Annotated in this window: 17 protein-coding genes, 1 pseudogene and 1 riboswitch; of the genes and pseudogenes, 13 read left to right on the top strand and 5 right to left on the bottom strand. The window is 68.7% G+C overall.

The genetic code is table 11. From position 1 onward, the window contains the following. Positions 1-37 precede the first annotated feature (37 nt). The 8 genes and pseudogenes from ALI144C_RS09275 (at position 38) to ALI144C_RS09240 (ending at position 9,750) form a co-directional block, all read left to right on the top strand. Positions 38-2,734, top strand: coding sequence for a lectin (locus ALI144C_RS09275; RefSeq protein WP_076986603.1), 2,697 nt, complete (start codon positions 38-40; stop codon positions 2,732-2,734). A gap of 165 nt (positions 2,735-2,899) precedes the next feature. Further along, positions 2,900-3,382 (top strand): DUF11 domain-containing protein, encoded by a 483-nt coding sequence (locus ALI144C_RS09270; protein ID WP_076986602.1) that lies wholly within the window; start codon positions 2,900-2,902, stop codon positions 3,380-3,382. 19 nt (positions 3,383-3,401) lie between these two features. Beyond that, a pseudogene (locus tag ALI144C_RS09265) lies at positions 3,402-3,521 on the top strand (MMPL family transporter); the annotation flags it as partial. Further along, positions 3,522-3,662: riboswitch (cobalamin riboswitch) on the top strand. Positions 3,663-3,761: 99 nt separating this feature from the next. Then, complete coding sequence (locus tag ALI144C_RS09260; protein WP_237774070.1) at positions 3,762-5,675, top strand: VWA domain-containing protein; 1,914 nt, start codon at positions 3,762-3,764, stop codon at positions 5,673-5,675. A 12-nt stretch (positions 5,676-5,687) separates the two neighbouring features. Then, positions 5,688-6,302, top strand: coding sequence for a cob(I)yrinic acid a,c-diamide adenosyltransferase (cobO, locus tag ALI144C_RS09255; RefSeq protein ID WP_076986599.1), 615 nt, complete (start codon positions 5,688-5,690; stop codon positions 6,300-6,302). A 175-nt stretch (positions 6,303-6,477) separates the two neighbouring features. Continuing rightward, on the top strand, positions 6,478-8,676 hold the full coding sequence (locus ALI144C_RS09250; protein ID WP_143230524.1) for a sensor histidine kinase: 2,199 nt from the start codon (positions 6,478-6,480) through the stop codon (positions 8,674-8,676). Then, complete coding sequence (locus ALI144C_RS09245; protein ID WP_076986597.1) at positions 8,640-9,299, top strand: response regulator; 660 nt, start codon at positions 8,640-8,642, stop codon at positions 9,297-9,299. The genes ALI144C_RS09250 and ALI144C_RS09245 overlap by 37 nt, the downstream gene beginning before the upstream one ends. A gap of 76 nt (positions 9,300-9,375) precedes the next feature. Further along, positions 9,376-9,750, top strand: a complete 375-nt coding sequence (locus ALI144C_RS09240) for a hypothetical protein (protein ID WP_143230523.1) — start codon at positions 9,376-9,378, stop codon at positions 9,748-9,750. Positions 9,751-9,897: 147 nt separating this feature from the next. Here the strand turns inward: ALI144C_RS09240 and ALI144C_RS09235 are convergent, their stop codons facing one another. Next, positions 9,898-10,125, bottom strand: coding sequence for a hypothetical protein (locus tag ALI144C_RS09235; protein ID WP_076986595.1), 228 nt, complete (start codon positions 10,123-10,125; stop codon positions 9,898-9,900). A 132-nt stretch (positions 10,126-10,257) separates the two neighbouring features. Between ALI144C_RS09235 and ALI144C_RS09230 the strand changes: the two genes are divergently transcribed. From ALI144C_RS09230 to ALI144C_RS09210, 5 genes are read left to right on the top strand one after another with little or no spacing between them, the layout of a single operon-like run. Beyond that, a complete protein-coding gene (locus ALI144C_RS09230; RefSeq protein WP_076986594.1) occupies positions 10,258-11,121 on the top strand; it encodes a helix-turn-helix domain-containing protein in 864 nt (287 codons plus the stop codon). After that, positions 11,118-11,300, top strand: a complete 183-nt coding sequence (locus ALI144C_RS57335; protein WP_076986593.1) for a DUF397 domain-containing protein — start codon at positions 11,118-11,120, stop codon at positions 11,298-11,300. Before ALI144C_RS09230 ends, ALI144C_RS57335 begins: the two co-directional genes overlap by 4 nt. Further along, positions 11,297-12,646, top strand: a complete 1,350-nt coding sequence (locus tag ALI144C_RS09220) for a cobyrinate a,c-diamide synthase (RefSeq protein WP_083752865.1) — start codon at positions 11,297-11,299, stop codon at positions 12,644-12,646. The genes ALI144C_RS57335 and ALI144C_RS09220 overlap by 4 nt, the downstream gene beginning before the upstream one ends. 4 nt (positions 12,647-12,650) lie before the next feature. Beyond that, positions 12,651-13,820 (top strand): precorrin-6y C5,15-methyltransferase (decarboxylating) subunit CbiE, encoded by a 1,170-nt coding sequence (gene cbiE, locus ALI144C_RS09215; protein WP_076986672.1) that lies wholly within the window; start codon positions 12,651-12,653, stop codon positions 13,818-13,820. Then, positions 13,817-14,824, top strand: a complete 1,008-nt coding sequence (locus tag ALI144C_RS09210) for a cobalamin biosynthesis protein (RefSeq protein WP_168211210.1) — start codon at positions 13,817-13,819, stop codon at positions 14,822-14,824. The genes cbiE and ALI144C_RS09210 overlap by 4 nt, the downstream gene beginning before the upstream one ends. Here ALI144C_RS09210 and ALI144C_RS09205 read toward each other — a convergent pair. From ALI144C_RS09205 to ALI144C_RS09190, 4 genes are all read right to left on the bottom strand, one after another. Then, the gene (locus tag ALI144C_RS09205; protein WP_076986591.1) at positions 14,821-15,156 is read right to left on the bottom strand and encodes a hypothetical protein; all 336 of its coding nucleotides are present in this window, start codon (positions 15,154-15,156) and stop codon (positions 14,821-14,823) included. The two genes, ALI144C_RS09210 and ALI144C_RS09205, sit on opposite strands and share 4 nt — an antisense overlap. Before the next feature lie 118 nt (positions 15,157-15,274). Beyond that, positions 15,275-16,102, bottom strand: a complete 828-nt coding sequence (locus tag ALI144C_RS09200) for an enoyl-CoA hydratase family protein (RefSeq protein WP_143230535.1) — start codon at positions 16,100-16,102, stop codon at positions 15,275-15,277. Next, the gene (locus ALI144C_RS09195; protein WP_076986589.1) at positions 16,099-17,580 is read right to left on the bottom strand and encodes a benzoate-CoA ligase family protein; all 1,482 of its coding nucleotides are present in this window, start codon (positions 17,578-17,580) and stop codon (positions 16,099-16,101) included. Before ALI144C_RS09195 ends, ALI144C_RS09200 begins: the two co-directional genes overlap by 4 nt. Further along, positions 17,580-18,311, bottom strand: coding sequence for a creatininase family protein (locus tag ALI144C_RS09190; RefSeq protein ID WP_076986588.1), 732 nt, complete (start codon positions 18,309-18,311; stop codon positions 17,580-17,582). Before ALI144C_RS09190 ends, ALI144C_RS09195 begins: the two co-directional genes overlap by 1 nt. Position 18,312: the final 1 nt, after the last annotated feature.

The raw sequence follows: 18,312 nt of genomic DNA, 5'->3' as shown, positions 1-18,312 counted from the left end.
TGACAACGTTGTCACCCTCCATCCTGCAGGAGAAGCCATGCGTGTATTCGCCGCGGCCTTAGGCTTCGCGGCGGCGCTCACGTTCGCCGCCGTACCAGCAGCCGCCGCTCCTTCCAGACTGGCTGTGAACGATCCCGCTCAGTACGTCAATCCGTTCGTCGGAACCAAACCCGGTGGCCCGGACTTCGGGCACGGCGGCGGCGCGGGCAACACCTTCCCCGGCGCGGACGCTCCGTTCGGGATGATGCAGTGGAGCCCGGACACCGTGCTGCACCAGCACGGTGGCTACCACTACGACGACAACCGCATCAAGGGCTTCAGCCTGACCCACATCTCCGGCCCCGGTTGCAGCGACTTCGGCAACATCCCGTTCATGCCGGCGCTGGGCACGAGCCCGGTCGGCAACTACACGTTCTCGCACGCCAACGAGTCCGCCTCACCCGGCTACTACTCGGTGAAGTTCGACAACGGCCTGCGCACCGAACTGACCACGACGACCCGTACGGGCATGGCCCGGTTCACCTATCCCGCAGGGCAACGGGCCTCGTTGTCGGTGGACGCGGGCAAGGCGTTCAACTCGGCCAGCGGTTCGATCACCATCGGCGCCAACACGTTGTCCGGCTACACCGACGGCGGCGGGTTCTGCGGCGCGGGCAACCGGTACCGCATCCACTTCCATGCCGTGTTCGACACTCCCTTCGCGACATCGGGTGTCGCGGGCGCGGACGGCAAGGTCGACGAGAGCCGCAAGACGATCGAAGGCCGCGGCACGGGTAGCGTCCCATCGCAGCCCAAGGGCGTGGAAACCCGCAAGGGCCCGGCGGCCACGAGCGACGTGACGCCGTTGGCGGCGTCGGCGTTCGTGTCCTTCAACGCCACCACGGTCACCGCGCGGGTGGGGATCTCGTTCGTCAGCCTCGACGGCGCGAAGGCCAACCTCAGTGCCGAGCAGGGCACCAGGAGCTTCGACGAGATCAAGACCGGCACGCGCGACGCGTGGAACGGGCTGCTCGGCCGGATCAACGTCACCGGCGGAACCGACGCGCAGCTGCGAACGTTCTACACCGCGCTCTACCACTCGTTGTTGCACCCCAACGTGTTCAGCGACGTGGACGGCAGGTTCGCCGGCTTCGACAAGCAGGTCCACACGGTGGCCAACGGACGCGCGCAGTACGCGAACTTCTCCGGCTGGGACGTCTACCGGTCCCAGGTGGCCCTGATCGCCCTGATCGCGCCCGCCGAAGCGGCCGACATCGCCCAGTCCGCGGTCGACCAGGGGAAATACGGCGGGTACTTCGACCGTTGGACCGTGGCCAACGGCGGTACGGGCGTGATGAACGGCGACCCGGTGTCCGCGATCATCGCCACCATGCACGCGTTCGGGGCGACCAACTTCGACGCGGTCGACGGCCTGCGCCGGATCGTGGCGGGTGTCAACGATGTCCGCCAGCGGCCGGGCTGGTTGCAGTACAACCAGTACGGCTACGTGCCGACTGGCCTCGGGGACGTCTGGGGTTCGGCGTCGACCACGCTGGAGTACACCAGTGCCGACTTCGCCATCTCCCAGTTCGCCGCTCGCCTGGGTGACCAGGCGACAGCCGAGAACTTCCTGCGCCGCGCCCAGAACTGGCGCAACCTCTTCGAATCGGGCAACAAGTACCTCCAGCCGCGCAACACCGACACGACCTTCCCGGGCTTCAGCCCGACGCAGCAGAACGAGTTCGTGGAAGGCAACGGCGGCCAGTACGCGTGGATGGTGCCCTACAACCACCGTGGCCTGTTCGACGCCATGGGCGGGAACGCTCCTGTGGTGTCCAGGTTGGACTCGTTCTTCACCGAGCTGAACGCCGGACCGAACAAGAACATGGCCTACCTGGGCAACGAGCCGACGCTCAACACCCCGTGGGCGTACGCGTACGCGGGCGTGCCGTACAAGACGCAGGACGTGGTCCGGCGGGCGCTGACGACGTTGTTCAAACCGGCGCCGGAAGGCATCGTCGGCAACGACGACCTCGGGCAGATGTCCTCGTGGGCGGTGTGGGCCGCGCTGGGCATGTACCCGCAGGCGCCGGGCCGGTCCGAGCTCGTGCTGGCCAGCCCGCAGTTCGCCAGTGTCACGATCAGCAGGGGCAACGGCAAGACCATCAGCGTCAACGCCCCAGGCGCGTCGGACACGAACAAGTACGTGCAGAGCCTGCGGGTGAACGGTCAGGCATCGAACCGCGCCTGGCTGCCTGAGTCCATTGTGGCCAACGGTGGCACGCTGGACTTCACGCTCGGCGCGGGTCCGAACACCTCGTGGGGCAGCGCGCCCGCGGACGCGCCGCCGTCGTTCGACGTAGGCCCGGCGACCCCGAGGACCGGCCTGATCTCCGGCCTCGCGAGCAAGTGCGTCGACGCGAACCCGCCGCAGTCCAGCGGTTCCGTCGTGCGGCTGTGGGAGTGCAACAGCTCGGTCGCGCAGCAGTGGACCTTAAAGTCGGACGGCACGGTCCGTGCGGCGGGCCGGTGCCTGGATGTTTCCGGCAGCAAGCGGGACAACGGAACCAAGGTCCAGTTGTGGGACTGCAACGGCACAGGTGCACAACAGTGGTGGCCCAAGGTGAACGGCGCGTTGGTGAACTCGCCGTCCGGGCGGTGCCTGGACGTGCCGAACAGCAATTCCGCCAACGGAACCCAGTTGCAGATCTACGACTGCAACAACTCGGGCGCACAGATCTGGCGCCTGCCGTAGCACGGGTGTCCGGCCGGTCCCGGCGTGGACCGGCCGGACCGCGTCCCGCGGGTGTGCGATTGTCACGCCCGGTGTTGCGCTGGTGGGTGGATGGCAGCGCCGCTGCCCGAAGCGATACTGGGGTCCTCGTCCGGAAGGGGTGCCGCCGAAAGGAAAGGACCCACCGTGTTGACAACCGCAGCACTGCTCGCAGCGACCCTTCTCGGCGCTGCCGCGACCGCCCCGCTGCCCGTGGCCGCTGACATCTCCGTCGACCTCGCGGTCACGTCGACGACGTATCTCCTGCCCGGAGCCAACTTCGAACTGTCGATCACGAACCAGGGACCGGAACCGCTCACCTCCGCGACGGTCGTTGTGCGGTTCGGCGCCGACGGCGGGCCAACTTTCCCGACGCCGTGCGCGTTCGACAGCGCGGCCGACACGCTGACGTGCCCCTTCGGCGCGCTACCCGTCGGTGGCACCGCGAAGATCTCCTTCACTGCCTACTTCGCGATCGGCGGGCCACCCATGCACTTCACCAACACCGCGACACGGACAGCGAGCACTCCGTTGGACCCCGACAGCGCCAACGACTCCGACAGCGTGAGGTGCGACTACATCGGTAGTGGTGGATTCCCGCCGCCTGCCGTCCGGACGCTGTACTGCTAGTGACTCATGCGTTGATGATGTGGCCTTCGGTGTGTTGCTCGACACGTTGATAGTGCGATCGCTGCTGGTCCCGGCGATGACGTTGCAGATCGGCCGCAAGATCTCGTGGCTGAGCGCCCTGTCGCGCGGCCCCGCCTAGTTGGGTTACGGGCACGCGGGATGCGACGATGGCCTGTGGTGCGACGCGGAGGAAATCCGGTGCGAATCCGGTGCGGTCCCGCCACTGTCACCAGGTGACGAGCCTGGGAGCCAGACACTCCGCCCGCACTCGGGTACGCGCCCGCGTGCCCGTGGCTTCGACTTCGGGCGTGGACACCCGGGGAAGGATCGTGCCGTGCGCTTCCCGTTCTCTGCCATCGTCGGACACGACGACCTGCGGATGGCACTGTTGCTCAACGCGGTGCACCCGGGTATCGGGGGAGTGCTGGTCAGAGGCGAGAAGGGGACAGCCAAGTCCACGATCGTGCGTGCGCTGGCGGCCTTGCTGCCCGCCGTGGACGTCGTGCCGGGCTGCCGGTTCGCCTGCGATCCCGCCAACCCCGACCCGGCCTGCCCGGACGCGCCGCACGACGGGGTCGACCAGCGCGCGGCGCGTCTGGTCGAACTGCCCGTCGGCGCGACCGAGGACAGGCTCGCCGGTTCGCTCGACCTGGAACGCGCGCTGACCGAGGGCGTCCGGGCCTACCAGCCCGGCCTGCTCGCGGCGGCGCACCGGGGAGTGCTTTACGTCGACGAGGTCAACCTGCTGCACGACCACCTGGTCGACCTGCTTCTCGACGCGGCCGCGATGGGCCGTGCGCACGTCGAGCGGGAAGGCGTGTCGATCTCCCACGCGGCGAGCTTCCTGCTGGTCGGGACGATGAACCCGGAGGAGGGCGAGCTGCGCCCGCAGCTGCTGGACCGGTTCGGGCTGACAGTGCACGTGGTGGCGTCGCGTGACGTCGCGGTACGCACCGAGGTGATCCGGCGCAGGCTGGCGTTCGAGGCCGACCCGGCGGGCTTCGCGGCGCAGTGGACCACGGCCGACGCTGAGCTGGCGGAGCAGATCGTGAAGGCCCGTACCGCGTTGCCGCACATCTCGTTGCCCGACGCGGAACTGCGCAGGATCGCGTCGGTGTGCGCATCCTTCGAGGTGGATGGCATGCGCGCGGACCTCGTGGTCGCTCGTGCGGCGGTCGCGCACGCCGCGTGGCGTGGCGTGGACAGCGTCAACTCCGACGACATCGAAGTCGCGGTACGGCTGGCGTTGCCGCACAGGCGTAGGCGTGACCCGTTCGACGAGCCGGGGCTGGACGAGCAGCAACTCCAGGAAGCCCTGCAGAACGCCGCCGAGCAGGAGCAAGAGCCAGAGCCGGACGACGACCCCGATGGTGGCGGCCCAGATGGGGGCGGAGCCGAGAGCCCGAGCGACGCACAGCAGCCCCCGGCCGACTCGGAACAGCCACCGGGCGGTGGCGGTGGTGGGGACAAGCCGCCGGTGCCTCCGGCGGCGTCGTTTCGTGCCCGCGTGCTCGAAGTGCCCGGGATCGGCGAGGGCGCACCTGGCCGCCGATCCCGTGCGGCGGCACGCAACGGCCACACGGTCCGCCCGTCCACAGTCGAGGGACACGGTCTGCACCTTGTCGGAACGCTGTCGGCCGCGGCGCCGCACCAGGCGCTGCGAGGCCGGACAGGCACCGGCCTGGTGTTGCGTTCGCAGGATGTGAGGCTGGCCGTCCGCGAGGGCAAGGAAAGCAACCTCGTGCTGTTCTGCGTCGACGCCTCGGGTTCGATGGCGGCCCGCAAACGCATGTCCGCTGTGACCGGCGCGGTCCTGTCGCTGCTGCGCGACGCGTACCAGCGGCGTGACAAGGTCGGCGTGGTCACGTTCCGAGGCAACTCGGCGGAGGTGGCGTTGCCTCCGACGTCCTCGGTGGACGCGGCGGCGGCACGGCTGAAAGGACTGCGGACAGGTGGCCGCACGCCACTGGCCGACGGGTTGCTGAAGGTGCGTCGAGTCCTTGCCGCCGAACGACTCCGTGATCCCCGCCGCCGCCCGTTGCTGGTGCTGCTGACCGACGGCAAGGCCACGCAGGCAGCGGGCGGACGTGACCCGATGGACGACGCCCTGCGCGCGGCCAGGATGCTCGCGGCGGACGGCATCGCGAACATCGTGGTCGACTGCGAAGAGGGGTACGTCCGGCTGGGTCTGGCGGCCAGGGTGGCGGCGGTGCTGGGCGGGACGTGCCTGCGCCTGGCGGACCTGTCGGCCGACCAGGTCTCGGGTGTGGTCCGGGCAGCACGAGCAGCGTAAGGAGAATCAGGCGTGCCACAGGGAAAACCGGTCGCCGTCCCGCAGGACGGCCTGACCACGCGGCAGCGCCGCAACCGGCCGTTGCTGGTCCTGCACACGGGCGAGATGCGCGGCAAGTCCACGGCGGCGTTCGGCCTGGCGTTGCGCGGGTGGAACCAGGGCTGGTCGATCGGCGTGTTCCAGTTCGTGAAGTCGGCGAAGTGGAAAGTGGGGGAGGAGAACGCCTTCAAAGCACTCGGGCGGCTGCACGAGCAGACCGGCGAAGGCGGACCGGTCGAATGGCACAAGATGGGCGAGGGCTGGTCGTGGACCCGCAAGCAGGGGACCGAGGAGGACCACGCGGCGGCGGCGCAGGAGGGCTGGCGTGAGATCTCCCGCAGGCTCGCCGCCGAACAGCACGGGTTCTACGTGCTCGACGAGTTCACGTACCCGATGCACTGGGGCTGGGTGGACGTCGACGAAGTGGTGACGGCGCTGCGGGACCGCCCAGGCCACCAGCACGTGGTGATCACCGGACGGCACGCCCCGCAGGCGCTGATCGACGCGGCCGACATGGTCGTGACGATGACGAAGGTCAAGCACCCGATGGACGACGGCCAGAAGGGCCAGCGCGGTATCGAGTGGTAGAAGATGTGCCGTGAAGGCCACCTTACCGGCATGGGACGCCCGTAACTCGGCTTTGGTGGTGTGGTGGGGTGCCGTGAAGGTGGCCTTACCGGCGTGGGAGGCTCCGAAAACTCTTCAAGCCGAACGGGTGAAAGCAGCGGGCTAACGCCTGGCCGCCGTGCGCGACCATCAGGGTGTGGGGAGCGAGCCGCTCGGGGGAGAGCTGCGCGGGATGGGACGGTGGTACCCGGCGGCGTGGCGCTGTGCGGTGATCGTGCCCAGTGCCGTGCTCGCGCCCCTGGCCGTGCCGGGTCCCGCGACTGTGGTCGCCGCCGTGGTGGTGATCTGCTGGTCCGGAGTCGAGCTCACGTTCTTTCGGCACCGCCCGGAGAAGGTGCTGGCCGTCGACGTGGCGCTCGTCGTTGCCGTCTGCCTGACCGCCCCGCTCACCAGTTCCTTCGAGGCACTGGTGGACGCCACGAGCTGGGTGGTCGTGGTCGCGTCGATCACCATCGTGTGCTGCCAGCCGTACACCAGGATGGTTGCCGGGACGGTGGCCGCGGCCTGCATGACCAGCGCGTTCGTGCTCGGGGGCTGGTTCGCTGAGCCGCAGCGGGCGGTGGAGACGGTGCCGCTCGCGTGCTGGCTGTTCGCCGAGGGGCTGCTGTGCCGGTGGCTGTACTGGTTGCTGCGGCGAGGCGCTCGCATCGCGGATGATCTGACAGAGGAAATGAGTGCGCGCCGGACGGAGGCGTCGGCTGCCGCCGCGTTGCGCGCGGGCCGTCGCGAGCATCTCGCCGCACTGCACGACACCGCGGCGGCGACACTTCTGATGGTCGGTCTGGGTGTCCCGTCACGGACATGGGTGCGTAGGCAGGCGGCGCGTGATCTCCGAGTGCTGCGGGGAGTGGACGTCGCGGATCCGTCGGCCGATCTGAGGACGCTGCTCGCTGAGGTGTGCGGGGATGTCGCGGTGTTCGTCCCACCCGACGGCGGGGCGCCGGTCAACAGCGGGCAGGCGGAGGCGGTGACGGGCGCGACCGCTGAGGCGCTTGCGAACGTCGCCAGGCATGCCGGTGGGGTGACCGCACGGGTGACGCTCACCGGATGCGCCAGGTCCGGCTTCACCGTCCGGATCGAGGACCACGGCAAGGGCTTCGACCCCGGAGCCGTCCATGAGCAGAAGCGTGGTGTCAGCGAGTCGATCATCGGCAGGATGGCTGCCGTCGGTGGAACCGCGACCATCCAGTCAGCCGTCGGCCACGGCACCACAGTGACGCTCCGGCTACCTGGCACGGCAGGTGAGCGCGTCGAAGCTCCTCGCATGGTCACCGGGCTGCGGCACGCGGTGCTCGGGCTTTCCGCTGCCGGGCTGTTCGGGGTGTACCTGCCTCCTTTGCTGCTCAGCGGACGGCCGTCCGTGACCGAGATGGCCGCGTTCGCGCTGATGGCCGCGGCACTGGGTGCTGCCGCCGTCCGGATCTGGCGCGGTCACCGGGGTTTTCCGTGGCTTTCGCTGCTCGTGGTCTTGATCGCCGACGTCATCGTGGTGGTCGTGGTGCCAACGTCGGCGCTGATCGGCCATTCCAACTGGGCCTATCCGGCGGGCGGGATGCTCGGCGTCGTGCTGCTGATCGATCGGGGCCTGCCGCCGCTGACCGGCTTTCTCGTCCTGCACAACGTGGTCTCGTTGGTACCGGTGTTCGTGGACGGTGGCCCCGAGCGGGCGGTGGCGCTGGGTACCTGGGCGATCATCGTGATGGGGCTGGAAATCGGCATCGCCGGGATCGCGATCGCGTTGCTGGGGGTGCGTGCGCGGGCGGCGGCCGCGGTCGCCGAGCAGGACCGCCTGCGTACCAGGGAGGTGGTGCACACCCAGCTGGCTGCCGATCGTCGGGCCAGGTACGCGGAGCTGGCCGAGACTGTCGTCCCACTGCTCGGCGGGCTCGCCGCGAACCGGCTCGACCCCTCGGCACCCGCCGTCAGGCAGGCGTGCGCGCGTGAGGCAGGCCGGTTGCGGCGGTTGTTCGCCGAGGCCGATGACGTGGCCGAGCCACTCCTGCACGAGCTACGGGCCTGCGCCGACGTGGCCGCCCGGCGCGGTATCGGGGTGTCGCTGGCCGTGTGCGGAACCAGCTTCGAGCTCTCGGCACAGGAACGAAGGGCGCTGACTGACCCGGTGCTCGCCGTGCTCGCCGCGGCGACCGGTGATTCCCGGATCGCGGTGACGGTGATGGCGGATTCGGTTACGGTGAGTGTGGTGGCCGAAGTGCCGCCAGGAGCCGAGTTCGTCATGGGAAGCCGCGATGAAGGCTGGGGTGCGGCGCGGCTTGGCTGGCGCCGAAGGGGGAGTTCGGTATGGCTGGAGGCGACGCTGGACCGACCATCGCCGTGATCGACGACCATCCGGCGATAGTCGCGGGAGTCAGGGCATGGTGCGCGGCATCCTGCCCGTCGATCGACGTGGTGGCCGTCGGCGCGAACGTGTCGGCGGCGTGGACGCACCCGGGAGCGGACGCCGACGTCGTGGTGATGGACCTGATGCTTGACGAGGCCGCGCCCGCGATGGGTGACCTGCGCAGGCTTGCCGACGCCGGGCGGCGGGTGGTCGTCTACTCGATGCGCACCGACGACCGGACTGTGCTGTCCAGTTTGGAGATCGGCGCCTACACCTACCTGACGAAGGCGGAGGGCGAGCAGCACCTGGTCGCCGCGATCCACGCGGCAGCCGCCGATTTGCCTTACACCGCCCCGAACTTGGCCGGTTCGATGTACGCGGACAGCCGGAAGTGCCGCCCCCGGCTCACGCCGAGGGAGCAGAACGCGCTCATGCTGTGGTTCCGCTGCGAGTCCAAGGAGATGGTGGCGGATCGGATGGGCGTCTCGGCCAGCACGGTGAACACCTACCTCGACCGGGTCCGGATCAAGTACGCCAACGTCGGCCGGGCCGCGGCCACGAAGACGGCGTTGCTCGCCCGGGCGATGCAGGACGGGTTGATCAGTCTCGACGAATTGTAGGTTGTTCGGGTGACAAACCGAGGTCGCCCGGCCCCATACGGTGAGGAAGTGTTCTTCACCGGATTGGGGAGAGAAGATGAGGAAAACTGTAGGCTCTGTGCTGGTCGCGGCGGGACTTCTGTCGAGTTCCCAGCTGGCTGAGGCCACGCCGGACGCTGGCGTCCTGGCGTGCGAGATGTCGGTCAGGAAGGTCCCCACCGTAGCCGAAGGTAGGGTCGTCACTAGCGGCGCTTCGTCGGGATGCCCACACTACTACCGGTTCGAGGTATCACTGGAATACCGCAACATTTTGGGTCAGTGGTGGGAGAAGGGCGACGACTTCTGGAGTGCCAACGATCGGGGGGAGGCTTCAACCCTCTGCACGCACCACCGGACTCCTTACCGCGGCATTGTCTACAACCACTCAACCGGCAAGAAAGAGATAAGCGACGAAAAGGTCATCGCGTGCTGATGGGGTTGGCCTATCGAGCCGTTTTCGAGAACGTCACGTCCGGCGGGGAGCGGACGACCCCTGGTGTCAGGATCACCTGTTGACGTTCGCCTGGCCGGCCTGGTGCTTCTCTGCGCCGGGCCGGCCGTTGCGGTAAGCCGGAGCGCCTCACTCGTCGTCGGGGGTGGCCGAAGCCAGGTCGGCGGCGGCGCGGCTGCCCAGTTCCAGCATCTGGCCGAGGTTCTTGCGGCTCAGTCGCATGACGTATTCGTTGCGGTCGCCGAAGAACAAGGTGGCGGCGTCGTTGGTCGTGTCGACCTCGTACCTCATCGGGGCGGTGGTGGACAGTTCCACCCAGGACTCGACGCAGACACCGGAGTGGTGGTACAGCGGCATAGCTACCTCTTATCTCTCTGGAACAGGTTTTGACAAGAGGTTATCCATACAGAATAGATTTGACAGCTCCCTGATCGGGTGACGGTCGCCGCCTGGCAAACTTGGCCAAGATCCAGGTCGAGGAGGTGGCGCGTGGGGCAGGCTCGCCCGACGGTCGAGCGACGACAGCTCGGCCTGACATTGCGGCGTTTGCGAGACGAGGCCGGTCTCACGCAGGACGTGGCGGCCGCGGCGATCGGCAAGGCCAGGACGAAGATCGTGGCGTTGGAGGACGGCACCACCACCGCGACTGTCGACGACCTCGTGGCACTGCTCGACCTCTACGAGGTTCATGGCGCTGACCGGAATAGTCTTCTCGAACTCGGTGTGCGGGCGCGGAAGCGGCCGAAGCGTCGGGTCACTGTGGACACGTTGCCGGACGCGTATGACAGGTTCGCCAACCTGGAGGCCAGGGCAACCGAAATCAGCTGGTACGAGTCCTCGATCATTCCAGGTCCGTTGCAATCGGTCGGCTACGTGCGGGCAGTGTTCGAGGAAGGTGAAGGGGTCTGGTGGGCGAAGGGGGACCCCGAGGGAGAAGACCGGGTGAATTTCCGGTTGCGGCGGCTGGAGAAGCTATGGGGCTCGACTGAACCCAAGCGGATGCGTTACGTCGTGGCCAAGGAAGCGTTGCACGCGAACATGGGCCACCCGGACATCATGCGCGGGCAACTCCGGCACATGCTCAGCCTCCTGTACCAGTGCGAGGATCTCGCCATCCGTGTGCTGCCAAGCGACGTCTACGGCAACCCTGGGCGCGGGAACGGACTGCTGATCTTCGACTTCGGCGATGAGAACGCGCCAGTGGGATGGTCGTCCGCTGTCATCGGACCTTCGACTTACTACGATGAACCATCGGATATCGCAGCACTGCGACGAGCTTTCGAACGGATCTGGGAGCTTTCGTTGAGTGAGCGGGACTCCAAGCGGTTGATCACTGAGTTGGAGGAGGCGTGAGCGTGGACACCGGTTGGTTCAAGAGCGGCTACAGCAGTAGTGCCACTGAGGGCTGCGTCGAGGTGCGGATCACGTCGGATTCCGTGCTGGTCAGAGATTCCAAGCACCGGTTAGGGCCGCACTTCAGCGTTGCCAACGCGTCTTGGCGAACATTCCTCACCATGGCCGGGAACCGTTGATCCCTCGCGTGGTCATCGCGGCCCCGGCGTCCGGCTGCGGCAAGACGACCGTGGCGACCGGGTTGATGGCGGCCTTGCGGCGGCGCGGGGACAAGGTCGCGCCGTTCAAGGTCGGCCCCGACTACATCGACCCCGGCTACCACACGCTCGCCGCCGGACGACCGGGCCGCAACCTCGATCCCGTCCTCGTCGGCGAGTCCACGGTCGCGCCCCTGTTCCTACGCGGCTCGGCCGGTGCGGACATCGCGGTGATCGAGGGCGTGATGGGCATGTTCGACGGCCGCGACCCCACCTCGGACTTCGGCTCGACCGCGCACATCGCCAAGCTCCTGCGGGCCCCGGTGATCCTCGTGGTCGACGCGTGGGGCCAGGCACGCAGCATGGCCGCGCTGGTGCACGGCTTCCGCGCTTTCGACACGTCCATCCGGCTCGCCGGGGTGATCGCCAACCGCGTCGGGTCGGCGTACCACGCGTCCATCCTCGCCACGGCCTGCGAGGAAGTCGGGTTGCCGCTGCTCGGGGCGTTGCGGCGGGACGGGAGTTTGCAGGTGCCGTCGCGTCACCTCGGGCTGGTTACCGCCGCCGAGCACGGGCCCGAGGCCGTCCGGGTGATCGACTCGATGGCACACCTCGTGGCGGGCGGGGTCGACCTGGACGAGGTCACGACCCTCGCCCGCTCGGCGGGGCCACTGCCCGGTACACCCTGGGAACCTGGCATAGCGGAAGTGGGGCGGCCGGTGATCGCCATCGCCGGGGGACCGGCGTTCACGTTCGGCTACGCCGAGCACGCCGAACTGCTGGCGGCGGCCGGTGCGCAGGTCGAGGTGTTCGACCCGGTGCACGACTCCGCCCTCCCCGAAGGCGCCCGTGGCCTCGTCCTGCCGGGTGGTTTCCCCGAGCAGCACGCCGAGGCGTTGTCGGCCAACGAGCCGCTGCGCCGTGCCGTCGCGGAGTTCCGCGGACCCGTCCACGCCGAGTGCGGCGGGCTGTTGTTCCTGGTCAAGAGCCTGGACGGGCATCCGATGTGCGGTGTGCTCGACGCCACCGCCGAGATGACGCCGTCGTTGTCGCTGGGCTATCGCGACGCGGTCGCGGCCAGTGACTCGCCGTTGTGCCCCGAAGGCACACGGTGGACCGGGCACGAGTTCCACCGCACTGTCGTGCATCCCGTGCATGGGTCCGAACCCGCGTGGATCTGGCGTGACCGGGCGGGCTCGGTCGTCCGGGAGGGCTTCGTATCAGGCCAGGTACACGCCTCCTACCTGCACACTCACCCCGTCGCCAACCCCGGCGCCATTGCCCGGTTCGTCGCCAGTGCGACCGGCGCGTCCGGTGTGGGAGGGTAACCCGGTGACGGTGACGGTGATCGGGGTCGACGGCAAGACACTGCCCGCAGGCGCATCCGCCGCGTTGGACGAGGCTGACCTGGTGGTCGGCCTGCGGCGGCAGTTGGACGCGCACGCGCCCGAACGAGCCCGCACGGTCGAGCTGGAGTCGATCGAGACAATCGTGACGGACCTGACCGTCGCCGCGCACGCGGTGGTGCTCGCTGACGGTGACCCGGGGTTCTTCGGCCTGGTCCGCACCCTCCGGGAGAACAACGTCCGGCTGACCGTGCTGCCTGCGGTGTCCGGCGTGCAACGGCTGCTGGCCGCGATCGGCCGTCCTTCCGACGACGTCACCGTCGTGAACGCCCAGGGCGTGGACGCCGGGCGCGCGGTGAACGTGTGCCGGGCGCGGTCCGCGGTGGCTGTTCTCGGGATGGGACCGGCCGAGCTGGCACGCGAGTTGCGCGGGTGGCGGCGGACCCTCGTGGTGGCCGAGGACCTGGGCGGGCCGGACGAGAAGGTGTCCACTGTGGATGCCGGGGAGGCCGAGTCCCGGACCTGGCGCGACCCGAGCGTGGTGCTGTGCCTCGCCGAGGTCGAGCGGGTGCCGCCACGCGGGTGGATTGCCGGTGGGCAGCCGCTGAGTGGCGGTTGGGCGTTGCCGGAGGACGACTTCGCCCACCGCGACGGCATCATCAGCTCCGCCGAGTTGCGGGCGATCGCGTTGGCGCACATCGCACCGGCGCCGGGAACTCTCGTGTGGGACGTCGGCTCGGGTTCGGGCGCGATGGCCGTGGAATGCGCCCGGCTCGGGTCCGCTGTGCTGGCCGTGGAGCGGGATCCGATGCAGTGTGTGCGGATTTTCGCCAACACCAGCAAGTACGGCGTGGACGTGCGGGTTGTCGAAGCGGAGTTGCTCGCGGCGATCAAGAGCCTGCCGAAGCCGGATGCCGTGTTCATCGGCGGCGGTGGTGAGGCGGTTGTCCGCGCTTGTACGACCGTTGAGGCGTCGCGCGTTGTCGTCGCGTTGGCTTCGGTCGACCGGGTGGCCCCGACTCGTCAGGCGTTGCAGGCGGCGGACTATCGTGTGGACGGCTGCCAGTTGAGCGCCGCGCGGTTGACCGAACACTCCGACGGCGCGACACGTCTGGCGGCGGTCGATCCGGTGACTGTGGTTTGGGGCGTGCGTTGATCGGTCTGTTCGCGGCGACGGCTGAAGGCAGGAAAGCAGCCGGTTCGCTGGCGCTGGGCCCCGATTCGGTTCTGGTGGACGGGCCGGTGAAGCCGGGTCTGCGGCGGCTGTGGCCGTCGCTGGGGTCGGCGGTGTTGTTCATGGGCGTGGGCGCTGCGGTGCGACTCGTGACCCCCCTGCTGAAAAGCCAGCGCGAGGACCCAGGGATCGTGTGCGTCCACGACGGTTTCGTCGTCGCGTTGACCAGTTCGAGCAACGTCCTCGCCGCCGAGATCGCCGACGCGCTGGGCGCCACAGCGGTCCCCACGTCGGACTACGTCGGCTCCTCGCCGCTCGACGAAATCGTCGAAGCACTGGACACGGCGATCGACGGTGACATTGTCGCGTGTGGCGTGGCCGTGGTCGCCGGTGAGGAGATCCGGCTGCTCAACCCGCTCGGCTTCGCCCTGCCGGACCTGCCACCGAACCTCCAGCCGGACAACTACGGTACTGAGTGGACAGTGCTGATCGACGATCGGCTGCCCAAGTTCCTGCGCAAGGGCAAGGTGCTGCGCCTGATCCCGAAGACGCTGGTGGTCGGCGTCGGATCGAGCCGTGGCGTGACACAGGAAGCCGTGACAGCGGCGCTGGCCCTGCTGGAATCCGAACACGAACTCGACCCGCGTGCCGTGCGGTCGTTCGCGACGGTCGACGTCAAGGCCGACGAAGCCGGAATCCAGGACGCGGTGGCGGACTGGGGTTTCTGGCACGGCGAAGACGGCGGCTTCAGCCCGCCGATGACGATCCACAGCGCCGCCGAACTGGCCGCGGTGGACGTTCCCAACCCCAGCGCCACCGCCAAGGCCGAAGTCGGCACAGCCAGCGTCGCCGAGGCCGCGGCTTTGCTGGCCGCCCGGGAGATGGCCGCGCGGGATCAGAGCAGTCGCGTGGAGTTGGCGGCGCCGAAGACGAGCAGCGCCAACGTCACCGTCGCCGCCGCTCGCATCCTGCCGGACCTGGACTAAGCGGACAGCGTTCCGTTGTCGGCGATGGACTTGCCGGTGGGCCGCCATGTCTTCTTGTCGAGGATGTTGAACTTCTTGCCCGAAGCGTCCCACTGGGCGAACAGCGGGAACGTGGTCGACTTGTGCGCGCGGTAGACCCAGCGCCCCCCGAGCAGTTCCAGGCCCCTGGCCAGCAGGCGTTGCTCGGTGGCCAGTTGCGCGTCGGACCGCGCCTTCAGCTTCCGAGCCTGCTCCTCGATCCACGCCGTGCTCGACCGCTTGGCGATCTCGTCGCCCGTGCCACGATGTCGAGCAGGCGCGCCTTCTCGCCCTCCAGAACACCGCGTTGCCACGACGGGCCGTTGATCTCCATGCATCGCCTCCACTGACGGCAGTCCGTGCCGGAAGGTCGGTGCGGCGGGAGCGTGCGTTACGCACCGGTCCCGGAAAGACTCCAGTCGCAGGACACGCTCATCGGCCGGTCCACCGCGGCTTGCGGCCTTCGGTCCACGCCGAGTAGAACTCCGCGTGATCGCTGGACTTCATCAGCAACGCCTGGGTGATCGCTTCCAGTTCGATCGCCGAGCCGAGGTCCATGTCCAGCTCACGGGTCAGCAGGACCTTCGTCGTGGAGTACGCCAGCGCCGGGCCGGAGGCCAGTCGCGTTGCCAGCGCCGAGGTTTCCACGGCCAACTCGGCGTCGTCCACGACCTTGCTCGCCAGGCCGATCGATGACGCCGTTGCCGCGTCGACCTTGTCGCCCAGCATCAGCAGTTCCGTCGCGCGGCCGAGCCCGACCAAACGCGGCAACAGGTACGCCGAACCCATGTCCGCTCCGGCGAGACCGACCTTCGTGAACAGGAACGCGAACGACGCGGACCGCGCGAGCAAGCGGAAGTCGCTGGCGAGGGCGATCACCGAGCCCGCGCCCGCCGCGATGCCGTTCACCGCGGCGATCACCGGCACCGGGCACTCCCGCAACGCCTTCACCACCGCCCCGGTCATCCGGGTGAACTCCAGCAGTTCGGCGGGCTCCATCTTCTGGAGCTCGCCGATGATCTCCTCGACGTCGCCGCCGGAGCAGAAACCCCTGCCCTGCCCGGCGATCACGAGCACCCGGGCGTCACCGCGGTGGGGCAGCTCGGCGATCAGGTCGCGCAGGTCCGCGTAGACGTCGAAGGTCAGCGCGTTCAACTTCTCCGGCCGGGAGAACGTCACCGTCGCCACCCCGTCCGCCACCGCGAAGTCGAAGTGCTCCCAGTTCTCCGTGATCCGCGCGGATGCCCGGAAAGCCATCAGTCGTCTCCTTTCAGGGCACGGCGATCCAGCTTGCCCGACGCTGTTTTCGGCAACGTGGACACGAATCGCACGTCCCTCGGATACTTGTGCGGCGCCAGCCGGGAGCGGACGAAGTCCTGCAACTCCTGGGCGGTGACCTCGGCAGCGGTGACGACGTACGCACGCGGTCGGGTCAAGCCGTTCTCCTGGTAGCCGACCACCGCGCACTCCACCACGGCGTCATGGGCCAGCAGGCAGTTCTCGATCTCCGCCGGCGCCACCCAGACACCGCCGACTTTCAGCAGGTCGTCGATGCGGCCCTGGTAGTGGAAGAACCCGTCGGCGTCCTTCGTGACGAGATCACCGGACAGCACGGTGTGCGGGCGGGGAAACGTCTCGGCCGACTTCTCCGGCGCCTGCCAGTACTCCAGCGCCACCGTCTCGCCGGTGATCTCCAGCCTGCCCGGTTCGCCGTCCGGCACCGGGTTGCCGTCCAGGTCCACCACACGCGCCTGGTAGCCCGGCACGACCTGGCCGAGGCTGCCTTGCCGGGACTCGCCCTTCCGGTTGGACAGGTAGATGTGGTACGCCTCCGACGAGCCGATCCCGTCGAGCACCTCGACGCCGAACGTGTCCATCCACCGCCGGTACAACTCGCCCGGCAGCGCCTCGCCCGCCGACGTGCACAGCCGCAACGAGCTGAAGTCCTGTTCGGACGCCGACGGGTGCGACACCATCGCGCTCATCATGGTCGGCACGTTCACCAGGATCGTCGGCCGGTGCTGCGCGATCAACTCGAAAAGGGTGTCCACCGTGCTGCGTTCCGGGAACACGATTCCCGCCGCGCCGACGCCGAAGGGGAACAAGGCGGTGAGATCCCGTGCGTAGCCGAAGAACAGCTTGGGCACCGGCAGGACCACATCGGACGGTTGGATGTCCAGCACACCCTGCGCGTACCAGGAGAAGCTCAACAGCGGACTGCGTGCGGTCAACACGCACGCCTTCGGTGCCCCCGTGCTGCCGGTGGTGAACTTCCAGATCGCCACGTCGTCCTTCGTGGTCGGCGCAGCGTCCAGAGTGGACGGCTGGCCTGCCGTGAAGCCCGGGGTGAGGACGACGAGGTTGGTGGCGCCCGCCTCGCGCATCTTCTCGGCCGTGGTGTCGTCCGCCAGCACGGCCACAGGCCGGACGTAGTCCAGGAAGTACTTGTAGTCCTTGACCTGGAGATAGGTGTACACCTCCGCGGTGACGGCGCCGATCTTCTGCGCGCCGTACCAGGCAGCCACGAAATCGACGCCGTCACTCAACGCCAACAGGACCCGATCGCCCTGCCGGACACCGAGTTCGAGCAACGCGTTGCCCATCTTGTTCGTCAACTCGGCGAGCTCGCCGTACGTGACCGGGCCCGACGACGTGAGCAACGCGGTGCGCTCAGGCGGATTGCGGTCGACGAAATGGGACGCGATGTTGAACGACGCGGGAACGTCGTCGTACCGCATCAGACCTCCCCGATGAGTTCGAGCACCATGTCCACCAGCACGGCGTACGTCCGCTCGCCCTCCTCGGCGGTGGCCGCCGCGGGCGAGCCGCAGTACGCCTTGTCCATCCCCATCGCGACGAAGTCCGTCCGGCCGCTTGCCATCGCCGACGGCATGTCCACGTGCAGCGGGTCCAGCGCGGCCATCTGCTCCCGGTCGACCAGGTCCGGCCGGGACGCCAGGACCAGGGAGGTCTCGTACTGCCCGGCGTGGCACGAGCCGGACTGGAACTCGGGCGTCAACCGCGCCGCGTTGGCCCGGCGCACCAGATCCAGGTACTTCACGCCCGCGCTCTTCGTCGCCCGGCGCAGGGTGGCGACGTGCTCGGGCTCGAAGTGGTTGTTCACCACGATGATCTCGGCGAACCCCTGGTTGGTCAGCGACGCGCAGACATCGGTGACGATCGCGTACAGCGTCTCCTCGCTGACGTGCACCGCGCCGGGGAACGCCGACGCGTAGCGGGTCACGCCGTAGGGGAGCGGCGGCAGGACCAGCGCGCGGATCGACGGGTGGTCGGCGAGGCGCCTGGCGACGCGTTCGCACACGTCGATGGAGATCATCGGGTCGGTGCTGAGGGGCGCGTGCGGACCGTGCGGCTCGATCGCGCCGACCGGCAGCAGCAGGACGGGGCGTCGTGGTGCCGTCAGCAGCCCCGCGACCTGCGGCGAGGTCAGCTCGGCGAAGTAGAGCACC

This window comes from Actinosynnema sp. ALI-1.44 (assembly GCF_001984155.1).
GTDB lineage: Bacteria > Actinomycetota > Actinomycetes > Mycobacteriales > Pseudonocardiaceae > Kibdelosporangium.
This window is presented reverse-complemented; position numbering and strand designations above follow the sequence as displayed.